The sequence below is a fragment of the Mesorhizobium sp. J18 genome (assembly GCF_007829525.1).
GTDB lineage: Bacteria > Pseudomonadota > Alphaproteobacteria > Rhizobiales > Rhizobiaceae > VLJP01.
In genome coordinates, this window is the sequence record NZ_VLJP01000003.1 from 19,837 (window position 1) to 41,532 (window position 21,696).

Consider the following 21,696-nt stretch of genomic DNA (forward strand, 5'->3'; position numbering starts at 1 on the left):
TCAAACGAAAACAAGCCGCACCTACCGGTCCCCGTGCTCGGCTGTCTCGATCAGTCGGACCTCCGCCTCCTCGCAAATCCGCCGGATGGATTCGATGCCGCATCTCTCAGTGATGAAAGTGTTGATCTGCGACAGGTGCCCTATGCGAACCGGTGCTGTCCGCTCGAATTTGGTGCTGTCGGACACAAGAATGACGTGACGGGCATTTGCGATGATCGCCTGGGCGACCTTCACCTCGCGAAAATCGAAATCGAGCAAGGCCCCGTCATGGTCGATCGCCGACACGCCGATGACGGCATAATCGACCTTGAACTGCCGGATGAAGTCGACGGCCGCCTCCCCCACAATACCTCCGTCAGAGCCGCGCACCACACCACCGGCTATAACCACTTCTATCGAAGGATAGACGCGCATCCTGTTGGCAACATTGATATTATTGGTGATCACCATCAATCCGCGATGGTCGAGAAGCGCGTTTGAAACCGCTTCGGTCGTGGTGCCGATATTGATGAAGAGAGAGGCATTGTCGGGGATCAGGCCCGCAGCCGCCTTGCCGATCGCCTCCTTCTGTTCCGAAGCGATCTTGCGCCGTTCCTCATATTCCATGTTCTCGATGCCGGAAGGCAGCAATGCCCCGCCATGGATACGGGTGAGTTGACGCTGATCGCACAGATCATTCAGATCCTTTCGGATCGTTTGCGGCGTGACATTGAAATACAGGGCGAGATCGTCGACGAGCACACGACCGTGCTTCTTCGCCATTTCCATGATCTCGGCATGCCGTGGCGACAGATACATCCCTTTACTCTTTCGGATTTTCGTTTTCTTTCCATGCAGGGAAAAACGAAAACGGACAAATGGCAAGCGCCATTTGTCCGAAACTGCAAAGGCAACGACCGGTTTCTCTCTCCGCAATGCTGATGCTAAGGGTACCGGGCCGCACCGTCAGGCGGCCGATGGTCCGGGATCCTCGGGGTCCCCGATTGGAGCAACCGAGGCCCCCACGGTCGGCACACCGTCCGATGAATGAACGAGGCTCAGCATCGGCCGACCCTTCGGACGGGTTCCGCCGGGAATTGCATGATTCTTCCGGCGCCGTTCGGCTTCGGGCTGATACAGGACTTTTTCGAGTAGGATTCTCTCCACGCGGCCTTCCGGGATTGCCAGTTCGAATACCTGCCCTTCCGAAAGACCGAGCAGCGCAAGCCCCCTCGGATTGGTAATCGGCAGGAAGAGCCCGACCGGAGAACCTATCAAAGCATGGGAAATGATGCGGGTGTTCGCCGGGCCGTCGTTCATCCTGTAGATCAGGCGGCTATTCAAGGTTGCGGTGTGCTCCGGAATATCTTCCCTAAACACGACCTGAGCCTTGTCCAGCTTCTGCCGCAGCAATGCGGCCAGGGCCGTGTCCCTGCAGCGGTCAAGCATCACCTCGAGGATGGTGAAATCCTTGGTTGTAAGTATGCAGGCAGTTTCAGACATCGCAGACCTCCGTCCGTGATCCTCCGGGACCAGGCACGATCAAATGATTTCGTGATTGGAGAGACCCCTGGCCGCGCGCAGCGGCGCAGGGGCTATGATCCTGCGATGAGGCAGCCTCCGCTTACGGCAAGGCGGTCGAGGAGACGATGTGATTGCATCGGTCTGTCCGTACGGCTTCAGGCAGTCTGCGCCGATTCTCCCTGTTCGACGCGCGTGACCATGAGGCGATGCCTCCGGCCGTCACGCGCTGTCCAGTCGATGGATTGACCCGGCGCCAGGCCGAGAAGGGCCACGCCGATGGGCGTAAGGATCGATATCTTGCCTTCCGAAATATCGGCACTGCCGGGAAAAACGAGCGTCACCTTTCTGGCTTCCCCGGTTTCGGTGCTGTATTCCGCCGTCGACCCCATGCGGATAACATCCGTTCCGACCTGCTCGTCGGGCCTGATCGTTGCCCGGTCGAGTTCCGACAGCAGTTGCTCCGAAACCTCGGGATTGTGCCCCGAAGCTGCTTCCGCAAGGCTTGACAGCCGCTGGTAATCCGATTGCGCCACGACGATCTTGGGCTTGCGGGTCGTTTTGTTCTTCAGTTCCATTTAGGCGACCTGATTAATGTGGCGCCGCGGCGATCAGAGTGCTCACGGCTGCCTTGTGTGCTGAAAGCTGTTGATGCGCGCCGACCGCCCACGGATTGATTCAGTGAAATGATGGAAGGTCTGATGGATGCCCCGCGACTCGGGGCACGCGACGCACCGAGCCGGGGGCTAGTATCCCGCGATGGGACACACCCGAAGATAAATGTGCGAAAAAGGTTCAAGACCAATAGTCATGCCTCAATGAGGGCCTAACAGGACACGGAAGTCAAGCCTCTGGCGCAATTGCAATTTGCAAGGCAAATTAGGCCGCTTCGATTTGCACGACGCATGGGAAGGAAATAGCCGGGCACCTACGCTCTTTCCGGCAAAAGGAATGAGAATGAACGACAATTTCGAACAATATGCTGTTGCCGTCATCATCGTGTTCGGGGCGCTTATCGTCGGCGGGCTGATGGGCGCCACCATCGGCTTCGGCGAGCGCGATGGTTTCTTTTTTGCCCTCGGATCCGCCACTGCGGCCTGGATCGCCGGCCATGCCCTGCTCTTCGATCGGCCCCATCTCTACGCCGGCTTCGTCGTCGTGGCGACCCTCATGGCGATCGGTGCCACTCTCGTCATGGCCTTTTGAATCAGCCCACCGGATGGTGGGCTTTTCCGGGTAACATCCGGCCTACAGCCGTGCAGCCGTGCGATATCTGCCGCGCCAGATGATCGCCTAGACGCATCGCCAGAGCGACAGCCGGCAAGGTCGGGTTGGCCTGGCCGGCCGTAGGGAATACCGAACTCCCCGCTACAAAAAGATTGTCCGCATCATGCACGCGGCAATCAGCGTCCACCACGCCCTCACGCCTTTGGTTGGACATGCGGGTAAGGCCGATTTGATGATACCCGTCGACCGCCTGATTGAGGACGAGGGCGGACCGATCTTCCGGCGGCGCAAGATATTCAAGATAGCCGAGCTTATTCTGGCGCAGCCAGCGATCCAGCAGATCGTGGGACCTCACGACCGAATCCGCATCCTGTGGCATGAAACTGTAGTCTACCCTGATAGGAATATCCGGTGAGCTGGCCGGCTCGTCCGTCAGCCTCACCCTGTTGGACGGGTCGGGAATCTGCTCGGCATGGTAGCGCAAAAGATAGCGGTTCTGCGGATTGACGAGTGAATACATCCTTGTCCCGAAGCGGTTCCTGAGGAAATGCCCAGAAATGGCGAAACCATTGCGAAACAGGTTCCGGTCGCTTCTGACATTGGACCAATGCCGCCGGACGATATCGGTATTGGCACCGCTGGAATGGGGAGCCAGGCCACGCCTGAGGGGCCCGTAAATCTTCAAAGAGGAGAGACCAAGATATGCTATCGACAGCGCTCCGCTGCCGTGAGCAGGATCCGCTATCGAATGGCTTTCCGGCCAGAAGGCCGTGTTCAGATATTCTCCCGCGACCTGGGCTTCAAACGATAGCGACAGGCGACGGCGGAAGTGAGAGCCTTTGCCTTCCTTCTGGAATTGGAATTGCTCGGCAAAATCCCGGTGCTCGAAGCAGATTCGAGCGACATAGCCGGTCAGGTGTCCCGTATAGAAGCGCCCGAGCGCTCCATCCGTTCCGCCGAATTTCTGTGGCCGTCGACGCTGAGTAGCCATCAGCAACCGCACATTCTCCAGGCCGCCGCAGGCCAGAACAAACATACTGGCCCTAACTTCGACGCCTTCGCCGTTCCGCTCCACGAAGATTGATCGGACATGTTCGCCGCTTGAATCGAACTTGATCTCCCGGGCGACGCTCCGGGTGAAGACCTTTATGCGCTCCGATGCGCGCAACCGCCTGCCATGAAGCTCTCTGAGGCGGGGTCTGGCGCTCCACCTTTCGATGACAGTGGTGGTGATTTCCCCCCGGGCCTCAGGATCGGAGGGCGAGGTGGAAGAACCTTCCTCGACCCGGCATCCCAGAAACACCAGCGCTTCATCGTAATATTTGGAGATTTCGTGATGGGATATGGGCCAACCCGAAAAGGGAACATGGGCTCTCTTTTCGAAATCAATGTCGTCAAGTTGAACGCACCGGCCTCCCCAGAGGCGGGAGGTGCCTCCCACGCCACGGGCGGAAATCAGGCCGGGATCAGCATGATGCTTGTTGACGATGTCCAGCAAGCCAGGTCCGGCCTGCCAACCGCGCCGGTTATCCATCCCGGCCTCGATCATCACGACCGAAAGTCCCTTGCTTGCACATTTGAACGCAAGCGCCAATCCTACCGGTCCCGCCCCCACGATGCAGACATCAGCATGTGCCGAAAGGTTTCCTTCGTTCACTATCATGGTGGAGACAACCCGTCAGGAAGATGGGAACGTGTCGAGTCTAATCACCGAAAGAATTGGAACACAACGCTTGGCAAAACCTTTATTCTGGCCAAGGGCAAAGACCGGTTCACAAAGTGCTGCGAAGGATAATGGAGGGCTGATTGCCCATCCTTGCCGGACGTAAAGACCGTGCCGCCGAGAGAGACCGTTCATAGCCGGAAGAGCCAGCCAGAGCTCCGCATCGGAACCTCCGGCTGGCACTATGCCGGCTGGTGGGGTCCCTTTTATCCGCAAGAGATCAGGAAAAAGGATGCCCTCGTCTATTACGCCACGCGCTTCAATTCGGCGGAGCTGAATGCGCCCTTTTATCGCATGCCGACGCCGAAGGCGGTGCAGAACTGGTTCGAGACCACGCCGGACGAGTTCCGCTTTGCCTGGAAGGGTTCACGCTACATAACGCATATGAAGCGGCTTCTGGTGGAGAAGGATTCCATTGACTTTCTGGAGGAGCGACTGAAGCTCCTGAAACACAAAGCCGGCCCGGTCCTTTTCCAGTTGCCGCCAAACATGCAGATCGACCGCGAGCGACTGGCGGCCTTCCTGAAGCTCCTCAGGAAATCACGGCAATATACTTTCGAGTTCCGGCACGAGAGCTGGTACGACAAATCCATCTTCGACCTGCTCGCCGATCACGACATGGCGCTTTGCATTTCCGATCATGCCGACGCCCCCGCGCCATGCGAGGTCACGGCCGGTTGGGTATATATCCGTAATCACGGACCTTCGGGCCGCTATCACGGCAGCTATTCCGCCAGGGCAATTGCCGACTGGGCGCGTGAAATGCGTAAATGGAAGCGCCAGCGTCGCGACGTCTGGTGCTTCTTCGACAATGACGTCAAGAGCGCCGCCCCGACGGATGCCGAAAAGCTCAAAGCGAAGATACGAAAAACTTAGGACAGCCTATTTGCCGGGCCGCGGATCGATCGGATTGACGGTGCCGAGATCGAGCGCTTCCTCCAGTTGCCGGGCGCCTGAAAGCAGCCGCGCCTCGCCGCGCGGGCGTGCGACGATCTGCAGCCCGACCGGCAGACCTTCCCTGCTGAAGCCGCATGGGAGCGAAAGAGCCGGCGCGGTGGTCAGCGTGACGGCGAAGGCGATCGCCAGCCAATCGATATAGTTGTCGAACCTGACCCCGGCACATTCCTCGACATAGCGCTGCTCGACCGGATAGGGCGAGACGATCGTGGCCGGCGTCATCAATAGATCGTATTCATCGAAAAACGCATTCATGCGGCGGATCAGTTCGCCGCGCCGCGTCTCCGCCTCGATGATGTCCGCCATGCCAAGCTTGAGGCCCTTTTCGATGTTCCAGATCATTTCCGGTTTCAGAAGCTCGGGCGTTTCCCTCAGCTTCGCCGCATGGGCGGCGGCGAATCCGGCGGCCCGCAATGTCTGGAAGGTCTCGCGGGCTTCCGACAGGTCGGGATGAGTTTCCACCACCGCAACCCCAAGTTCCTCGAAACGCAGGGCAGCGCGGCGGCAGATATCGGCCACTTCCGGATCGACGGGCGTTATTCCGAGATCGGCACTGAAGACGACCTTGTTCAGCCTTGCGGGCTGTCGTGCAGCTTCGAGATAGGAGGTGCCGTCGCGTGGCAGGGAAACAGGATCGGCCGGGTGCTCGCCCGTCATTGCGTCCAGCAGGAGCGCCACATCCTCTACCGTGCGTGCCATCGGACCTTCGACCGAAAGTATATTGTCGACCACGGTCCCGGGCGTCTTTGCCACGCGCCCCGGGCTTGGCCTCAAGCCGACAATGCCGCAGAAGCTTGCCGGATTGCGCAAGGAGCCGCCGAGATCGGACCCATGCGCGACCCAGGCCATGCCGGTGGCGAGCGATACGGCCGCGCCTCCACTCGACCCCGCGCAGGAGCGGCTGGTGTTCCACGGGTTGAGCGTCTTCCCGAACACCTCGTTGAAGGTGTTGGCGCCGGCGCCGAATTCGGGCGTGGCTGACTTGGCGTAGACCAGTCCTCCTTCCCGCTCGAGATTTTCGACCAAAATATCCGACTGTTCCGGGATATATTCAGCGAAGATGGGCGAACCATAGGTCGTACGGACGCCCTCGACTTCCGTCAGATCCTTTATCGGCACAGGCAGCCCGGCCAGCCGTCCGCGCTCGGCAACCGGTTTTCCCATCAGCGCCTTCGCGTTTGCCCGCGCGCGATCGAAGCAGAGTGTCGGCAGCGCATTGACCTTGCCGTCTACCTCACCGATCCGCGCCTCCAGTGCATCGAGGAGATCCAGCGGTGTGACTTCCCCTGCCTTGAGAAGATCGACGACCGCACAGGCGGACTGTTTGATGAGTTCGGGGCTGGTGCTCATTCCGCCCTCACCGCAATGCGTTGACGAGGAATTGAGACATCTCCGGGAACATGGCCACGATTGCCAGACCAATGATGCTGGTAATCAGGAATGGTATGGCTCCCTGAGCAATCCGCTCCAGCGGCAATCGGGTGATGTTCGCCGCCACATAGAGGTTGATGCCGACCGGCGGAGTGAAGAGGCCAATCGCAAGGTTGATCATCACCAGGACGCCGAACCATACGGGGTCCCAGCCGAGCTCACGCGCGACAGGCAGGAAGATCGGCAGCGAGATGAACATGATGGTGATCGCATCCATGAACATGCCGGCGATCAGGAGCACCAGCATGATTACGGCGAGGATCACCCATTGATTGTCGCTGAGGCCCAAGAGAACAGACGAATACTGACCGATCAGATCATCGACTGTGACCACCCAGCCGAACAGGCTGGCATAGGCGACGACCAGCATGACCACCGCCGATGAGGCGCTGGCATCGACCAGCGATTGGTAAAGCCCGCGCAGGCTCAGAGTGCGATAAATCAGGCCGCCAACCAGCAGCGCATAGACGGTGGCGACGATGGCTGCTTCCGTCGGCGTGAAAGCGCCGGAATAGATGCCGCCCAGGATGACGACGGGAGTCATCAAACCCCAGAAGGAGTCGAGGAAGGAACGCCACAATCTGTGCCCGTATGGCAGATCGCTATGCGGCTGCGGCGAAAGCCTTTCGAGGCTCGGGGAGATCGAAGGATCACTGACGGTTTTCGCGAAAGGAAGCGTCAGGAGCATCAAGGCGCCAAGAAACAGGCCCGGTATGATCGCGGCGATGAACAGATCGGAGATCGAGGTTTCCGCGATCACACCATAGATGACGAGGCCGATCGAGGGAGGAATGACGATCGAAAGCGCGGCGCCCGTGCAGACAAGGCCTGCTGCATAGGTCCTCGAAAAGCCGTCATCGGTCATGCCCTTGATGATCAGCGGCCCGATGGCGGCGACTGACGCCGGTCCGGAGCCGCTGACCGCGCCCCAAAACAGGCAGACCACCGTTCCCACAACGCCCATGCCGCCGGGCAGATTGCCGATCAGGACACGGAAAAAGCGGATCATACGCTCGGCGATGCCGAGCGATCCCATCAACTCGCCTGCCAGGATGAAGAAGGGAATGGCGAGAAGGGAAAACTTGGCAATGCCGGTGGCGATCAGGTCGCCTGCGAGATCAAGGCCGAAGCCCAGAACCCACATGGCATAGATGGCCGAAAGCCCGAGGGCGAAGGCGACCGGCACGCGCAGGAACAGAAGCACGAAGAAGACGACAACCATCTGCGTGCCGGCGCCGATATCAGGCATCTTGCTGCTCCCGATCCAGCTCACGCCAGTTTTCGAGCGCATACTGGATGTATCTGACGACGATCAGAGCGAAACCGAATGGCAGGCCGGCGCTGTAGTACCAGGCCGGTACGTCAAGAGCATAGGAGCGGATGCCGCTTGAAAGCTGGTTTTCGATAAGCTCCCAGCAGAACCATGCCGAAAGCGTGAGCAGCAGGACCGCGAGCATGGCGGCAAAAGCGAGAATGACCTTGCGCATGAAGGCTGGAACAAGATCGTAGACAATCGTCACGGCAAGATGGTCGCCGGTCCTTGCCGCGATGGCGGCACCGAAGATCGTCAGCAACAGGAAACCGTTGGTCAGAAGCTCCTCGGACGCGGCGAGCGAATAATTGGTGACGTAACGTACCACCACATTCACGAAACCAAGCACAGTCATGCCGAAGAAAATGACGGCGCAGATGATCTTCTCTGCATCACGCAGCAGAAATGCCATGAGGTTGCCCCTCCTGATGGATGCCGAAGAGGATGACGCCCGCCACCCTCTCCTTGTCAAGCAGGGGCGTCAGTTGGACCCTGAGATAGAATCCTGGAAGGTCTTGACCAGTTCGTCTCCGACCTTCGCCGCCCAGGTGTCGAAAGCAGGCTTGGTGGCTTCGCGGAAGGCACCGATTTCTTCCGCGGAAGGCTCGTAAATTTCCATGCCTTTCTCCCTGAGGAAGGCTATGCCCTTCTCGGTGTCCTCGCGGGTGATCTGCTTCTGGTAGTCCATGGCCTCCGTTGCTGCCTTCTGGACCTTGGCCCGGGTGTCCTCGTCCCAGGAATCCCACAGCTTCTTGCTCACGCCGAGGAAGATCGGGTCATAGGAATAGTGCCAGGTGGTCAGATATTTCTGCACCTCGTAGACGCGCTGCGGGATGATGACCGCGCCGATCGGATTTTCCTGCCCGTCGACCACGCCCTGCTGCAGCGCCGTGAAGGTTTCCGTCCATTGCATCTGCTGCGGGTTGGCGCCAAGCGCATTCATGACGTCGATATACATCGGGCCTGCCACGCGCATCTTGAGGCCCTTCATGTCCTCCGGCGTCTTTATCGGGCGCGCATTGTTGGTCACCTCGCGGAAACCGTTCTCGCCCCATGCCAGCACGACGATATTGTGTTCCAGCATGATCTCTTCCATGCGGTCGCCGGCCGCTCCCTCCGTGGTGGCGTCCACTTCGTCATAGGAGGAATAAAGATAAGGCAGCGAGAAGACCGCCATTTCGGGGACCAGCGGCGTCACATTGATGGCCGAGGTGGCGACGAAATCGAGCGCCCCACGGCTCACCATCTCCGCCTGCTTCATCTGGTCGCCGCCCGAAAGCTGCGCGTTGGGGAAAACGCGAACCTCCATCTCGCCGCCCGTGGCTTCCTTGAGCAGTTCGTTGAACTTCTCCGCGCCCTTGTGCCAGGTGGTGGTGTCGCCGGTGTTGTGCGAAAGACGGAATGTCTCTGCCGAAACCGTTCCAAGCATGGCCATGCCGGCCAGCATCGAGGTCAGCGCCGTCGCGCCGAGCTTTGCGAATTTCATATTTGCTCCTCCGTTTCCTCTTAGCGGGATTGAACACGCCCAACGCCCGCAACCTCGAAAGCCGGTCCACATGATGGATCAATGACCTTCTCAGGGAAAGGAGAAAATACGCAAAAAGAAGGTTGTTGCAATGGAAAATCGAGGCTGCTTTATTCTGCCTCGAATAACCAATTCATATAAGGTCCATATTGTGGATCAATATTCTGGCCAGGAATGATTGCCGAATTGAATGGATCGCAAAGCGTTGATCGCGCGCTCGGCCTGCTGGCAATGGTCGGCAGGCATGCCGATCGCGGCGCCGCGCTTTCTACGCTGGTCGAGGAAAGCGGCCTCAACAAGCCGACCGCCCGCAGGCTGCTTCTGGCGCTGATGCGTGCCGGACTGGTCGAGCAGGACGAGGAAAGCCGCCGCTATTTCCTCGGCGAGGAAGCCTATGTGCTCGGCAGCCTTGCCTCGCGCCGCTTCGGACTGCTGCAGCTTTCCATGGAAAGCCTGATCCGGCTCTCCAAGAGAACGCAGGATACGAGCTTCCTTTCCGTCCGCCGGGGCTCCTTCTCCGTCTGCCTCTATCGCGAGGAAGGCACCTACCCCGTGCGCACCCACGCCCTGCAGGCCGGTTTCGAGCATCCGCTCGGCGTCGGGGCCGGTTCGCTCGCCATGCTCGCCGCCCTGCCCGACGAGGAGGTCGAAGCCGTTCTGGCCGAAAACGATCAGGTGCTGCGCGAAAGCTATCCCATGCTGCCGCCGGAGCGCATCCGCCAGGATGTCGAAGCGGCTCGAGCCAGGGGTTATTCGCTCAATCCCGGCCTGATCGTGGCCAATTCCTGGGGCATCGGCGTGGCCATATGCTCCCCCGATGGGCGCCCGGTCGGGGCGCTCAGCATCGCCGCCATCGACAGCCGCATGCAGGAACCGCGCCAGCGCGAGCTGGCCGGTCATCTGTTCCACGAAGTCAGGCAGGTGGAAGAGAAGCTCGCAAGGATGTTTGCGTCCAAGGGCCCGTTACGCGAGCCGATTGCGATCCGGCACCAGACGAGGAGGACATCACTTTGAGCAAAGTACCGAAGGGCGGGCTGACGCCCACCTCGACGCGGGTCATGAACCTCGCCCATTTCCTGACCCAATCGGCTCGCCGCGATCCGGAAGGCATCGGCTTCGTCTGGCGCGACCGGCAATGGACCTGGGCTGAAATGGAGGCTCGGGTCGCCGCCATGGCCACCGCACTCGCGGAGGAATTTGGCGTCGTCAAGGGAGACCGCGTGCTGGTGCAGTCGGCCAACTGCAACCAGATGTTCGAATCCATGTTCGCATGCTTCCGCCTCGGCGCCGTCTGGGTGCCTGCGAACTACCGTCAGTCGCCGGATGAAGTTGCCTATCTCGCCAAGGCGAGCGGCGCGCGCGGCATGATCTGCGGCGCCGCCTTTCCTGCCCATGCCGAGGCATGCCGGAAGCAATGTCCGGATCTCGAATTCGTCATTGCAATCGGCGAAACCGGATTCGGCGAGGACTATGATCGCATTGTCGAGCGCCATGCGGGCCGCAGCGTGCCGAGCACCGCCGTCGAGCGCGACGATCCTTGCTGGTTCTTCTTCACGTCAGGCACGACCGGTCGCCCAAAGGCAGCGGTCCTGACGCATGGCCAGATGGCCTTCGTCATCACCAATCACCTGTGCGACCTGATGCCGGGCACCGGCCGCGACGATGCCTCGATCGTGGTCGCGCCGCTGTCGCATGGGGCGGGCGTCCATCAGCTTGCGCAGGTGGCGCATGGTGTAAAGACCATCCTGCCGCCCGGCGAGAAGCTCGACGTGCCGACCATCTGGCAGTTGGTCGAGAAATGGCGCGTCACCAATACCTTCACCGTGCCGACAATATTGAAGATGCTGGTCGAGGATCCCTCGGTAGATCGCTTCGACCATTCCTCGCTGCGCTATGTCATCTATGCTGGCGCGCCCATGTACCGGGCCGACCAGAAGCGGGCGCTGGAGAAACTCGGACCGGTCATCGTGCAATATTTTGGCCTTGGCGAAGTCACCGGCAACATCACCGTTCTGCCGCCGGCCTATCACGATCCGGAGGACGGCCCGAATGCCCGAATCGGCACCTGCGGCTTCGAGCGCACCGGCATGCAGGTCTCCATTCAGAATGACGCCGGCGAGGAGGTTGCACCCGGCGAGACGGGCGAGATTTGCGTCATCGGCCCGGCGGTCTTCGCGGGCTATTACGACAATCCGGAAGCCAACCGGAAGGCCTTCCGCAACGGCTGGTTCCGCACTGGCGATCTCGGCCACATGGACGAGAACGGCTTCGTCTATATTACCGGCCGCGCCTCTGACATGTACATCTCCGGCGGCTCGAACATCTATCCACGCGAGATCGAGGAAAAGATCCTCCTCCATCCCGATGTGAGCGAGACGGCTGTGCTCGGCATGCCGGATCCGGTTTGGGGAGAGGTCGGCGTGGCCGTTTGCGTGCTCAGACCGAGCGCGGTTCTCGATCCGGCCGATCTGCGGGCATGGCTTGAAAGCAAGATCGCCCGCTACAAGCTGCCCAAGCTTTTCGTCTTCTGGGACGAGATGCCGAAATCCGCCTATGGCAAGATCGCCAAGAAGATGATCCGTGAGGAACTCGAAAGGCGCGGCCAGGTGCCGGGCGCGGGAGGGAGGACAGAATGACCGGGAAAACCACGGGAGCCGTGCTGGTGACCGGAGGCGCGTCCGGCATCGGGCTCGAAACCGCACGGCTTCTGCTTGAACGCGGCTGGCAGGTCTTCCTCATCGACCTCACTCAGGACGCCCTTGCAAGAGCCTGCGACGATCTGAACATTCCCGCCGAAAACGGCATAGCCTGCAGCATCACCGACGAGGCGGAGGTGGAGAAAGCGGTCGCCGCCATTGCGGGTCTCTCCGGCATCGTCAATTCCGCCGGCATAGCCATGGACCGGCCGGCGGTGGAAACCAGCGTCGAGGACTTCCGCAGGATCGTCGATGTCAATCTCACCGGCAGCTTCATCGCCGCGCGTGCCGAGAAACGGCCCGGCAGCATCGTCAATATCAGTNTCGTCGATGTCAATCTCACCGGCAGCTTCATCGCCGGGCTGGCCGAGAAACGGCCCGGCAGCATCGTCAATATCAGTTCCGTCTCCGGCCTTTGCGGCAACAAGGGCCGCAGCGCCTATGGCTCTTCCAAGGGCGGGCTGAACCTTCTGACCCTTGTCATGGCGACGGAGCTTGGCCGCAGCGGCATCCGCGTGAACGCCGTCGCGCCAGGCCCGATCGACACACCGCTGGCGCGGGCAGTGCACACCGAAGACGTCCGCCGCCAATGGGGCGAGCGGGTGCCACAGGGCCGTTACGGCACGCCGCAGGAGATTGCAAAGGCGGTCGCCTTCCTGCTTTCCGATGAGGCAAGCTACATCAACGGCCAGATTCTTGCTGTCGACGGCGGCTTCATCAATGCCGGCCTGGCGGCCTGACCGGTTCCGATGCGCAGCATAGTTCACCCCGGTTCGCCCTCGCCCGAGCGTTTCCGCGCGGTGCCCTGTCAGGCCCGGCGCTTCACAGCGAGGCTGCAGCCCGATCTGAGCGTCAACGAAGCAGCCGCCCGCGCGCTCGCCGAGGCCGGCCTTCAAGGTGGCTACATGACGCTCCGAAATGTCCAGCTGTCGCCGCTTCACTATGTGATCCCCGCAGCCTCTCCCGATGCGGAACATGCAGCTTGGTATAGCGACACCCGCTCGCCGCCGGGAACCATGATGATCGAGCTGGCCGGAATGGGCATCGGGTTGCGTGACGGCGAGCCCTTCCTTCATTGCCACGGCATCTGGGGGACGGAAGAGGGCGCCCGCAATATGGGCCACCTCCTGCCGCTGGAATCCCGGATCGCGGAAAGCACTGAAGTCGAAGCCTGGGGAATCGCCGGCGCGATCCTCGACGTCTCGCAGGACGACGAAACAAATTTCCGCCTCTTCTCGCCGCGCGAAACGACGGTTTCGGCAGGTGCCACCCCCAATGCGGTGCTTTGCACCGTCAAGCCCAATCAGGACATATCGCTGGCGATCGAGCAAATCTGCCGCCTGCATGGAATCGGCGAGGCGAGCATCCACGGCATAGGCAGCCTGATCGGTGTGGAATTCGATGATGGCCGGTTCGTGGACTCATATGCCACGGAAGTGCTGGTGACCGAAGGAACTGTCGCCTCGAAGGACGGCAAGCCGGTCTGCACCCTCGACATCGCCATAGTCGGCATGGACGGTGTGATATCCGAAGGACGGCTGCAGCGCGGAGCAAACCCTGTCTGCGTGACCTTCGAACTGCTCATCGTCAAAACTTCCTGAAGATATCGATTGAGAATTCGCTCCGTCCAGGGCGAAATCGCCCGTCTGCATTGAGGACATCGTCCGCGAGAACGGCTTGCCCGAATAGCTCGCATCGACAGAAATCGCTTTGGGTGTCCTGGTAGCCGTTCTATGGCCAGATTTTGATCAGGCACATCAAATTGTCACGACATCTGCTGCACAAAGTGATCCATGTCTGCCGGATTCATTCCGCTCTCGGCTTGTGTTTGTGCATTGCAGCATTCTAGGCTTCTGCACCGGCGCGGCGGGCCAACGCGAACTCGAAAGAGGCCCCGAATTGGCTCGGATCGAAGAACTTGAAGGCCTGCGCGGTCTTTTGGCGGTTTGGGTGGTCTTTGTCCATCTCCTCCCGGCATCCGGAATAGAAGCAAGCAATCTTGGCGTATTGGAGCCCCTGTTTGGGGAACTCATCCGCGTGCAGATATTCTGCGTTATGAGCGGCTTCGTGATCTTTATGATGATGTCGCGCAGGCGTGAACCCTATCTGCCTTATATCTCCAGGCGTTTCTTACGGATCTACCCCGTCTATCTGTTCGCTTTCGCCCTGTCCGTGGCCATGTCAGGCATAGCTTACGAAGCATTGCAGTCGGCGGATTTTACCGGCCCGAAGAATGCTGGACGCATTGCCATATATGAAGCGAGTTTCGCGCAATGGCCGGAACATGTGCTGAGCCATCTGACCCTGCTCCATGGCATCGTTCCGGATCAATGGCTTCCCTTCGGCGCTTTTGCCTTTCTCGGGCAAGCCTGGAATATCTCCACCGAGTTCCAGTTCTACCTGATTGCCCCCATCCTGTTCTGGATTCTCCATGACGCCCGGCCATTCATGAAAGTTCTGTTTATCGCCGGGATTGCGGCTGCCTGGTATGTCGGAATGAGATGGCCGAACGGCGCCGCGCTCAGCTATTTCGCGATCTACTTCCTGACCGGGATCATCAGCTATTACCTTTGGAACCGATCATGGAGCGATCAGGCCTATCTCAACAAATGGACAATCACTGCCGCGGCACTGGCAATCGGCACCGTCAGCATCGCGATCGGTATATGGATTTTCATCTTCGGGTCTGCCCTCTACGTGCGGGACCGGGCGGGCAAAGAGGATGCCCTCTCCGCGGCACTGAAGCTCAAGCCCATGCTCTTCCTGGGGAAGATATCCTATTCCCTCTATCTGCTTCACATGATCCCGCTCTACGGCGTGATGTATGGACTCAATTTGCTGGACCTGTCTCAGGGGATCTATGTCGTGTTCCTCGGGATTGGTACGTTCGCCCTTGCGATCCCGATATCGATGTTCGCCACACGTTACGTCGAAGGAGCATTCTACCAGTCAAAGAGACGGCCCCCTGCTGCCGTTGGGACCACATCGCGTTTAGCCTGGCGCAGACGGTGAAGCGTAGGCTTTTGTGCCGTCGATCCACACCGAGCGCACGTCGAGATCTTTCGACAGGTGCACGAAAGATGCCGCCGTACCTTCTCTCAGACGGCCGAGGCGCTTGTCCTGCCCTACGGCCTCGGCCGGATAGAGCGATGCCATGCGCAGCGCCTCGCCGAGTTCCAGCCCGATCTGCCTGTGGATGAAACGCACGGCAGAGATCATGTCGAGATCGGCGCCGGCCAGCGTGCCGTCCTCGAGCGTTAGCCGCCCGCCCTCGCGCCTGATCAGCCTGCCTTTGAGAGTGAATTCGCGCATGTCCGTTCCAATCGTGGCCATGGCGTCGGTGACGAGGAAGATGCGGCCAGGCCTGCGCTTGGCGCGCAGCGCGATTGCCATCGCATGAGGGTTCACATGGTAGCCGTCAGCGATAAGTCCAGCATAAACCTCGCCGGAATCAAGCGCCGCCCCGACGACGCCGGGATCGCGATGCTGGAGAGGGCTCATGGCGTTGAACAGGTGCGTGACCTGTCGCGCGCCGGCGGCGATCGCGGCGAAGACCGTGTCATATTCCGCATTGGAATGGCCGATGCTCACCACCACGCCCGCGCCGGCCAATGCCGCGATCTGTTCAGGTGTCACGGTTTCCGGCGCGACGGTAATTGTCAGCACCGTCAGATCGCGTCTGGCCGCAATGAGCCTTTCAAGGTCGCGATCCTCCATAGGCCGGATGAGCGCCGGATCATGCGCTCCTTTCTTCGCCAACGACAGATGCGGGCCCTCCAGATGCAGGCCGAGGAAGCCGGGCATCTTCCGCCTCTGCGCTTCCTTTCCTGCGGCGATAGCCGCTTCCACGACTTCCGGTGTGTCGGTAATGAGCGTCGGCAGAAGCGCCGTCGTGCCGAAGGGGATATGCGCCGCGCAGATGGTTCGAATGGTTTCGACCGACGGATCGCTGTTCAGAAGCAGCCCGCCGCCGCCATTGACCTGCAGATCGATGAAACCGGGAACAAGCATACCGCCGTCGAGCTTGTGGATTTCAACCGGGCCGGCAAGTTCCTCCACCGGCTTGATCGCCTCCACGCCGTCAGGCCCAACGAGCAGCGCCTTGTCCTCGTGCCACTCCTCGCCGTCGAATATTCTAGCTCCCGAAAGGGCGAAGCGCGCGCTCATTCCGTCTCCGTCACCTTTTTCAGATTGGCTGGCCGGTCGGGATCAAGCCCGCGCCGTCGCGCCAGCGTTTCGATGAAAGAATAGAAGGAAACAATCAGCGCGAGCGGGCCGGTCAGCGGATGTCCCGTCGAGGCGAAGGGGAGCCGACTTGCCGCTTTCGCTCCATCCCCGGTGATGAACACCGCCGCTCCCTTCCCGGCCAGCCGGTCAGCGGTCTCGCCGGTGGAACGCTCGGCGGCGTCACGGGCCGCGAGCGCCAGGACGGGAAAATTTTTGCCCACGATCGACACCGGCCCGTGCATGACCTCGGCAGCGCTATAGGCTTCGGCCTGGATGGCGCAGGTCTCCTTGAACTTGAGCGCCGCCTCGTTAGCGATGGCAAAGGCCGGTCCGCGCCCAAGGATGAAGAGTGATTGCCGCCCGTCGAGCGCCTCGCAAAGTTCCGACCAGTCACAGGCAAGGGCGTCGCGCAATTTCTCGGGCAAGGCATGCACCGCGTTGCGAAGGCCATCGTCCCTTGCCCAGGCGGCGAGTATCATGAGGCCGGCCACTGCGGAGTTCACGAAGGTCTTCGTCGCCGCCACGCTACGCTCGGGCCCGGCAGCTATATCGACCAGTTCGTCGCAGACTTCGGCCAGCGGCGAAGCTGGCGTGTTGGTGAGCGCGAAGGTCAGGGCGCCGCCCTCGCGCGCCGACTGCGCCATGCGCAGGATGTCAGGGCTCTGGCCCGACTGCGATATGGCAAGGCAGGCAGCACCTTTGAGCTTCAGCCGTACATTGTAGATCGAGGCCACAGAAGGCCCGATGGAGGCAACCGGTATGCCGGCCGCAATCTCGAAGGCATATTTGAGATAGGAAGCGGCATGATCCGACGAGCCGCGCGCCACGGTGACCACGAATGCCGGATCCTTTTGGCGAAGGCGGATGCCCCAGCCTTCCGCAAGCCGTTCCGATCCCTGCAGGAATCCGGTGACCGCATCGGGTATCGCCTCGATCTCACGGCGCATGAATGTCGGTTCGGTGGTCAAGACGTCCTTCCTGTCGATTCAGGTTCCCGAAGCCGCAATTCTGCGACGAAGTCATAGGCGTCCGCCCGGTAGCGCGAACGTGTATATTCCACCACGCGCCCCGAGGAGAGATAGGAAATGCGCTCGATATTGAGGCTTGGCGAACCCGGCGGCACGCCGAGAAGCGCGGCATCTCCGTCGTCGAGAAGCGCGGCAGAAATCCTCTGGATGGCACGTACCGGCCGGTTGCCGACCTTGGCGAGCGCGGCATAGAGCGAATCGCCCACCTTGGCCGGTTCCGGCAGGATCTGCGCCGACAGGGTTGCCCGCTCGATGGCGAGTGGCGTGCCGTTGGCGAGGCGCACGCGGCTGACACGCGAAACCGATTCTTCCGCCGACAGGCCGAGCACCACCATCTCGTCCGGTGAAGGAGCGTAGATGCCCCGATCGAGCCATAAGGAATCCGCGGCCATGCCGCGCCGGGCCATATCCTCCGTGAACGATGTTAGCACTGACAATGGCTGTTCCACGCGCTCGATGTGCGGTGCCACGAAGGTGCCGGAACCGTGCCGTTGCACCAGAAGGCCGGTCGCCACAAGATCCTGCACAGCCCTGCGAACGGTCACCCGGGACACGTCCGCCATGGCCGCGAGTTCGCGCTCGGCCGGCAGCGCATCGCCGGGCTTCAGGATTCCCTGCGCAATGGCGCGCTCGATATCGCGGCGCAGGCTGATATAGAGCGGACCCTGCCGCGCGCCCTCTCCCGGCTTACGCGTGAAGATGCCCGAGACGACATCATCCATCGCTGCCGCCTCCGGTGACAAGAGAAAAGCTTTGCATGGCCAGCAGCAACGCGCCGTCGAGCGCGCCGCCAAGTGGCTTGTGGAGAATCACCCCGTAGCGCGGGCGCAGCCACTCTTCGTAAAGCGGGGCGAGTCCCCCAAGCAGGCAGAGACGCCCACCGCCGGCAGGCATGATGGCCTCCAGCGCCTCCGAAATCTGCGTCACGGCCTCGTCAAGGATGCGCAGAGCCACCTTGTCGCCCGCATCCGCAGCGGCGAAAATCCGCGGCGCAAAGGTTCCGTAGTCCCGCGGAAGGGCCGAATGTGCGAATTCCACGATGCGGTCGGGATTGCCGTCGAAATGAGCCAGCGTCTCGGCGGTCATTCTTGAGCCTTCCCGGACGCCGTCATGGGCAAGCAGCGTCTCCTCCAAGAGCGAACGGCCGAGCCGCGCCCCGCTGGCAAGATCGCTTACCTTGAATCCCCAGCCGCCGATCATGCGGACACTACCCCTGTCACGCGCGACGAATACGGAGCCCGTGCCGAGAATGGCGACCACGCCGTCATGGGCTCCAAGCGCACCGTGCATGGCGATTACCGCATCGGATACGACGATGCTCCTCGCGAAAGGCAGGCGCGCCCGCATGCGCTCGCCATTGCCGCCGACATTCGCCCCGGCAAGGCCGAGGGCCGCACCGGCAGCGGCGAGGATATCGGACGAAATCCCCGCCGCCTCGCAGGCGCTTTCGGCCGCTGCGATGATGCTGGCGAGCGCGCCGTCGGGATCGGTCATGATGTTGGCCGCGCCACCCTGTCCGCGACCGAGCACTCGCCCGCCGGCATCAGCCAGCAATGCGCGGCAGGTCGTGCCGCCGCCGTCGATCGCGATCAGATATTCCAAGGCTATCCTCCTTGCGAGGACATCATACCAATTAAGCGCCAATAACCAAGAGCTTCCGACATTACGATATGGAAATTTGCTTCAAACATTTAATTTTATTGTTGATATACAGAATTTAGAAGATTCGACAGAGGAAAATCGTTAACGTTGTCTGGACAAGTGGTCTTTTTTTGGCATCATAAGCCGGATGGGAAGAGAGGAAAGCGTGGCGGCGCGGACGACCGAAAGCATGCATGCCGAGGCAACGGGACTGGATGCCCGTCCACCGAATGACATTCTGAAAATCCTGTTGCAAGCACAGATCGAGGCGGCAATGGCTGTCAGGCATGCCCTGCCCGCTATTGTACAGGCCGCCGAGCTTGCCGCCGCAAGCCTCTCATCCGGTGGCCGTCTGATCTATGCCGGGGCCGGAAGTTCCGGTCTCATGGCCATGGCCGACGCCCTCGAATTGCCGGGAACCTTCGGCATTCCGCATGACCGCATCGCTATACTCTTTGCCGGCGGCATGGACGGTCTGACGGAATTCACCGGCGGCCCGGAAGACGACAGCGGACTGGCCCGCCGGGAGGTCGTAACTCTCTCACCCATACCGAAGGACTGCGTGATCGCGACGACCGCCAGCGGTTCGACGCCTTATGCGGTGGCCGCTCTCGAAGCGGCGCGCCTTGCCGGCGCACGCACGATCGGCATCGCCAACAACGAAGCGGCTCCGCTCTTCGATTATGCGGATGTCCCCGTCCTGCTGCCAACGCCGCCCGAAGTGGTGGCAGGCTCGACGCGCATGGGCGCAGGCACGGCGCAGAAGATCGCGCTTAATCTTTTGTCGACGCTCATGGCTATCCAGCTTGGCCATGTGCATGACGGCTACATGGTCAATCTGCGCGCCGACAATCTGAAGCTGAGGGACCGTGCCGTACGCATCGTCGCCGCGATCGCCGGCTGCTCCACAGAAGATGCCGGAATTTGGCTCGACAAAGCGGACGGATCGATCAAGTCTGCGGTGTTGCTTGCCGCCGGCGCCAGTGACAAGGCTGCGGCGGAGAACATGCTTGACAATGCGGGGCAGTACCTGCGCGCTGCCTTGTCGAAGATCAAAGGGAACACGGATTCGGTTTACCCGGCGCTCGAAGCGCCGCAAACAGGGAGAAAGAAATGAAACGCGCATCCATCATGACGCTGCTGCTGGCCTCGCCCGTGCTCGGCGCGGCCGGGTCGGCTCTGGCGCAGGAAACCACGCTCACCATAGAGAGCTGGCGTAACGACGACCTGGCGATCTGGCAGGAGAAGCTGATCCCGGCCTTTCAGGAGAAGCATCCTGACATCAAGATCGTCTTTTCCCCGTCCGCGCCGACCGAATACAATGCCGCGCTTAACGCCAAGCTGGATGCGGGTTCCGCCGGCGACCTCATCACCTGCCGGCCCTTTGACGCTTCGCTTGAGCTTTACAACAAGAAACAGCTCGCGGACCTGACCGACCTTCCCGGCATGGAGAACTTCTCCGATGTCGCCAAGTCTGCATGGTCGACCGATGACGGCTCGGCAACCTTCTGCGTGCCGATGGCTTCGGTGATCCACGGCTTCATCTACAATAAGGACGCCTTCGAGGAACTTGGCCTGGAAGTGCCGGAGACCGAGGAAGAATTCTTCGCCGTCCTCGACAAGATCAAGGAGGACGGCAACTACATCCCGATGGCCATGGGGACGAAGGACCTGTGGGAAGCCGCCACCATGGGCTATCAGAATATCGGCCCGAACTACTGGAAGGGCGAGGAAGGACGGCAGGCGCTGATCAAGGGCGAGCAGAAGCTGACCGATCCGCAATGGGTTGAGCCCTTCGCCACACTCGCCAGATGGAAAGACTATCTCGGCGACGGCTTCGAGGCGCAGTCCTACCCCGACAGCCAAAACCTCTTCACGCTCGGCCGCGCCGCGATCTTCCCGGCGGGCTCCTGGGAGATCTCGGTCTTCAACACGCAGGTCGATTTCGAGATGGGCGCGTTCGCGCCGCCAGTAAAAGCAGCCGGCGACAAGTGCTACATATCCGACCATACGGATATCGGCATAGGCCTCAACGCCAAGAGCCCCAACCAGGAAGCGGCCAAGACATTCCTCTCCTGGGTGGCTTCGCCGGAATTTGCCGACATCTACGCCAACGCCCTGCCCGGCTTCTTCAGCCTGTCTTCGACGCCCGTCGAGATGGAGGATCCACTGGCTCAGGAATTCGTCGCCTGGCGCGAGAAATGTGAATCCACCATCCGCTCAACCTATCAGATCCTGTCACGTGGCACGCCCAATCTCGAAAACGAGACCTGGGTGAAATCGGCTAATGTCATCAACGGCACTCAAACTCCCGAGGAAGCCGCTGCCGAACTGCAGAAGGGCCTGGAAAGCTGGTACGAGCCTCAGCAGAAATAATCTGATCCGCCATCCGGGCCGCCACCACTGCGGCGGCCCGGATTTTATCACGA

21 protein-coding genes are annotated in these 21,696 nt (G+C 60.8%); 9 read left to right on the top strand and 12 right to left on the bottom strand.

Features of this window, described 5'->3' with window-relative positions; translation table 11 throughout:
* Positions 1-21 precede the first annotated feature (21 nt).
* The 3 genes from L598_RS02065 to rnk form a co-directional block, all read right to left on the bottom strand.
* Positions 22-798, bottom strand: a complete 777-nt coding sequence (locus tag L598_RS02065; protein WP_144859688.1) for a DeoR/GlpR family DNA-binding transcription regulator — start codon at positions 796-798, stop codon at positions 22-24.
* Between the two features lie 147 nt (positions 799-945).
* Complete coding sequence (locus tag L598_RS02070; RefSeq protein ID WP_144859691.1) at positions 946-1,482, bottom strand: nucleoside-diphosphate kinase; 537 nt, start codon at positions 1,480-1,482, stop codon at positions 946-948.
* 176 nt (positions 1,483-1,658) lie between these two features.
* Entirely contained in the window at positions 1,659-2,078 is a 420-nt protein-coding gene (gene rnk / locus L598_RS02075; RefSeq protein ID WP_144859694.1) for a nucleoside diphosphate kinase regulator, read from the bottom strand.
* Between the two features lie 379 nt (positions 2,079-2,457).
* Here rnk and L598_RS02080 point away from each other — a divergent pair, with 379 nt between their 5' ends.
* The gene (locus L598_RS02080) at positions 2,458-2,706 is read left to right on the top strand and encodes a hypothetical protein (RefSeq protein WP_144859697.1); all 249 of its coding nucleotides are present in this window, start codon (positions 2,458-2,460) and stop codon (positions 2,704-2,706) included.
* Between the two features lies 1 nt (position 2,707).
* Here L598_RS02080 and L598_RS02085 read toward each other — a convergent pair whose 3' ends face one another.
* Positions 2,708-4,390 (bottom strand): GMC oxidoreductase, encoded by a 1,683-nt coding sequence (locus tag L598_RS02085; protein WP_144859700.1) that lies wholly within the window; start codon positions 4,388-4,390, stop codon positions 2,708-2,710.
* Positions 4,391-4,543: 153 nt separating this feature from the next.
* On the opposite strand from L598_RS02085, the gene L598_RS02090 reads away from it, so the two are divergent.
* Positions 4,544-5,326, top strand: coding sequence for a DUF72 domain-containing protein (locus tag L598_RS02090; protein ID WP_246658586.1), 783 nt, complete (start codon positions 4,544-4,546; stop codon positions 5,324-5,326).
* 6 nt (positions 5,327-5,332) lie between these two features.
* Here L598_RS02090 and L598_RS02095 read toward each other — a convergent pair whose 3' ends face one another.
* The 4 genes from L598_RS02095 to L598_RS02110 form a co-directional block, all read right to left on the bottom strand.
* Positions 5,333-6,757 carry an amidase family protein gene (locus L598_RS02095; RefSeq protein ID WP_144859703.1) on the bottom strand — a complete coding sequence of 475 codons (1,425 nt, stop codon included), beginning with the start codon at positions 6,755-6,757 and terminating at the stop codon, positions 5,333-5,335.
* Between the two features lie 7 nt (positions 6,758-6,764).
* Positions 6,765-8,087 (bottom strand): TRAP transporter large permease, encoded by a 1,323-nt coding sequence (locus tag L598_RS02100; RefSeq protein ID WP_144859706.1) that lies wholly within the window; start codon positions 8,085-8,087, stop codon positions 6,765-6,767.
* Entirely contained in the window at positions 8,080-8,562 is a 483-nt protein-coding gene (locus tag L598_RS02105) for a TRAP transporter small permease (RefSeq protein ID WP_144859709.1), read from the bottom strand. The genes L598_RS02100 and L598_RS02105 overlap by 8 nt, the downstream gene beginning before the upstream one ends.
* 69 nt (positions 8,563-8,631) lie before the next feature.
* Entirely contained in the window at positions 8,632-9,636 is a 1,005-nt protein-coding gene (locus L598_RS02110; RefSeq protein WP_144859712.1) for a DctP family TRAP transporter solute-binding subunit, read from the bottom strand.
* Between the two features lie 213 nt (positions 9,637-9,849).
* Between L598_RS02110 and L598_RS02115 the strand changes: the two genes are divergently transcribed.
* From L598_RS02115 to L598_RS02135, 5 genes are all read left to right on the top strand, one after another.
* On the top strand, positions 9,850-10,689 hold the full coding sequence (locus L598_RS02115; protein ID WP_144859715.1) for an IclR family transcriptional regulator: 840 nt from the start codon (positions 9,850-9,852) through the stop codon (positions 10,687-10,689).
* On the top strand, positions 10,686-12,311 hold the full coding sequence (locus L598_RS02120; RefSeq protein WP_144859718.1) for an acyl-CoA synthetase: 1,626 nt from the start codon (positions 10,686-10,688) through the stop codon (positions 12,309-12,311). Before L598_RS02115 ends, L598_RS02120 begins: the two co-directional genes overlap by 4 nt.
* Entirely contained in the window at positions 12,308-13,111 is an 804-nt protein-coding gene (locus L598_RS02125) for an SDR family oxidoreductase (protein ID WP_144859720.1), read from the top strand. The genes L598_RS02120 and L598_RS02125 overlap by 4 nt, the downstream gene beginning before the upstream one ends.
* A gap of 9 nt (positions 13,112-13,120) precedes the next feature.
* Positions 13,121-13,972, top strand: coding sequence for a DUF296 domain-containing protein (locus L598_RS02130; protein WP_144859723.1), 852 nt, complete (start codon positions 13,121-13,123; stop codon positions 13,970-13,972).
* A 109-nt stretch (positions 13,973-14,081) separates the two neighbouring features.
* Positions 14,082-15,383 (top strand): acyltransferase, encoded by a 1,302-nt coding sequence (locus L598_RS02135; RefSeq protein ID WP_186444906.1) that lies wholly within the window; start codon positions 14,082-14,084, stop codon positions 15,381-15,383.
* Here the strand turns inward: L598_RS02135 and nagA are convergent.
* From nagA to L598_RS02155, 4 genes are read right to left on the bottom strand one after another with little or no spacing between them, the layout of a single operon-like run.
* Positions 15,363-16,538 (bottom strand): N-acetylglucosamine-6-phosphate deacetylase, encoded by a 1,176-nt coding sequence (gene nagA / locus L598_RS02140; protein ID WP_144859729.1) that lies wholly within the window; start codon positions 16,536-16,538, stop codon positions 15,363-15,365. The two genes, L598_RS02135 and nagA, sit on opposite strands and share 21 nt — an antisense overlap.
* Positions 16,535-17,545: an SIS domain-containing protein gene (locus L598_RS02145; protein WP_144859901.1), complete on the bottom strand. Its 1,011-nt coding sequence runs from the start codon at positions 17,543-17,545 to the stop codon at positions 16,535-16,537. The genes nagA and L598_RS02145 overlap by 4 nt, the downstream gene beginning before the upstream one ends.
* A gap of 17 nt (positions 17,546-17,562) precedes the next feature.
* Positions 17,563-18,348, bottom strand: a complete 786-nt coding sequence (locus tag L598_RS02150; protein ID WP_144859732.1) for a GntR family transcriptional regulator — start codon at positions 18,346-18,348, stop codon at positions 17,563-17,565.
* Positions 18,341-19,228, bottom strand: a complete 888-nt coding sequence (locus L598_RS02155) for a BadF/BadG/BcrA/BcrD ATPase family protein (RefSeq protein WP_144859735.1) — start codon at positions 19,226-19,228, stop codon at positions 18,341-18,343. Before L598_RS02155 ends, L598_RS02150 begins: the two co-directional genes overlap by 8 nt.
* A 205-nt stretch (positions 19,229-19,433) precedes the next feature.
* Between L598_RS02155 and L598_RS02160 the strand changes: the two genes are divergently transcribed.
* The gene (locus L598_RS02160; RefSeq protein WP_144859738.1) at positions 19,434-20,384 is read left to right on the top strand and encodes an N-acetylmuramic acid 6-phosphate etherase; all 951 of its coding nucleotides are present in this window, start codon (positions 19,434-19,436) and stop codon (positions 20,382-20,384) included.
* On the top strand, positions 20,381-21,643 hold the full coding sequence (locus L598_RS02165) for an ABC transporter substrate-binding protein (protein ID WP_144859741.1): 1,263 nt from the start codon (positions 20,381-20,383) through the stop codon (positions 21,641-21,643). The genes L598_RS02160 and L598_RS02165 overlap by 4 nt, the downstream gene beginning before the upstream one ends.
* Positions 21,644-21,696 lie beyond the last annotated feature (53 nt).

Bases quoted from the DNA above. Each gene is read 5' to 3' on its own strand.
- L598_RS02065 (WP_144859688.1), bottom strand. From the start codon at position 798: ATGTATCTGTCGCCACGGCATGCCGAGATCATGGAAATGGCGAAGAAG.
- L598_RS02070 (WP_144859691.1), bottom strand. From the start codon at position 1,482: ATGTCTGAAACTGCCTGCATACTTACAACCAAGGATTTCACCATCCTC.
- rnk (WP_144859694.1), bottom strand. From the start codon at position 2,078: ATGGAACTGAAGAACAAAACGACCCGCAAGCCCAAGATCGTCGTGGCG.
- L598_RS02080 (WP_144859697.1), top strand. From the start codon at position 2,458: ATGAACGACAATTTCGAACAATATGCTGTTGCCGTCATCATCGTGTTC.
- L598_RS02085 (WP_144859700.1), bottom strand. From the start codon at position 4,390: ATGATAGTGAACGAAGGAAACCTTTCGGCACATGCTGATGTCTGCATC.
- L598_RS02095 (WP_144859703.1), bottom strand. From the start codon at position 6,757: ATGAGCACCAGCCCCGAACTCATCAAACAGTCCGCCTGTGCGGTCGTC.
- L598_RS02100 (WP_144859706.1), bottom strand. From the start codon at position 8,087: ATGCCTGATATCGGCGCCGGCACGCAGATGGTTGTCGTCTTCTTCGTG.
- L598_RS02105 (WP_144859709.1), bottom strand. From the start codon at position 8,562: ATGGCATTTCTGCTGCGTGATGCAGAGAAGATCATCTGCGCCGTCATT.
- L598_RS02110 (WP_144859712.1), bottom strand. From the start codon at position 9,636: ATGAAATTCGCAAAGCTCGGCGCGACGGCGCTGACCTCGATGCTGGCC.
- L598_RS02115 (WP_144859715.1), top strand. From the start codon at position 9,850: ATGATTGCCGAATTGAATGGATCGCAAAGCGTTGATCGCGCGCTCGGC.
- L598_RS02130 (WP_144859723.1), top strand. From the start codon at position 13,121: ATGCGCAGCATAGTTCACCCCGGTTCGCCCTCGCCCGAGCGTTTCCGC.
- nagA (WP_144859729.1), bottom strand. From the start codon at position 16,538: ATGAGCGCGCGCTTCGCCCTTTCGGGAGCTAGAATATTCGACGGCGAG.
- L598_RS02145 (WP_144859901.1), bottom strand. From the start codon at position 17,545: ATGCGCCGTGAGATCGAGGCGATACCCGATGCGGTCACCGGATTCCTG.
- L598_RS02150 (WP_144859732.1), bottom strand. From the start codon at position 18,348: ATGGATGATGTCGTCTCGGGCATCTTCACGCGTAAGCCGGGAGAGGGC.
- L598_RS02165 (WP_144859741.1), top strand. From the start codon at position 20,381: ATGAAACGCGCATCCATCATGACGCTGCTGCTGGCCTCGCCCGTGCTC.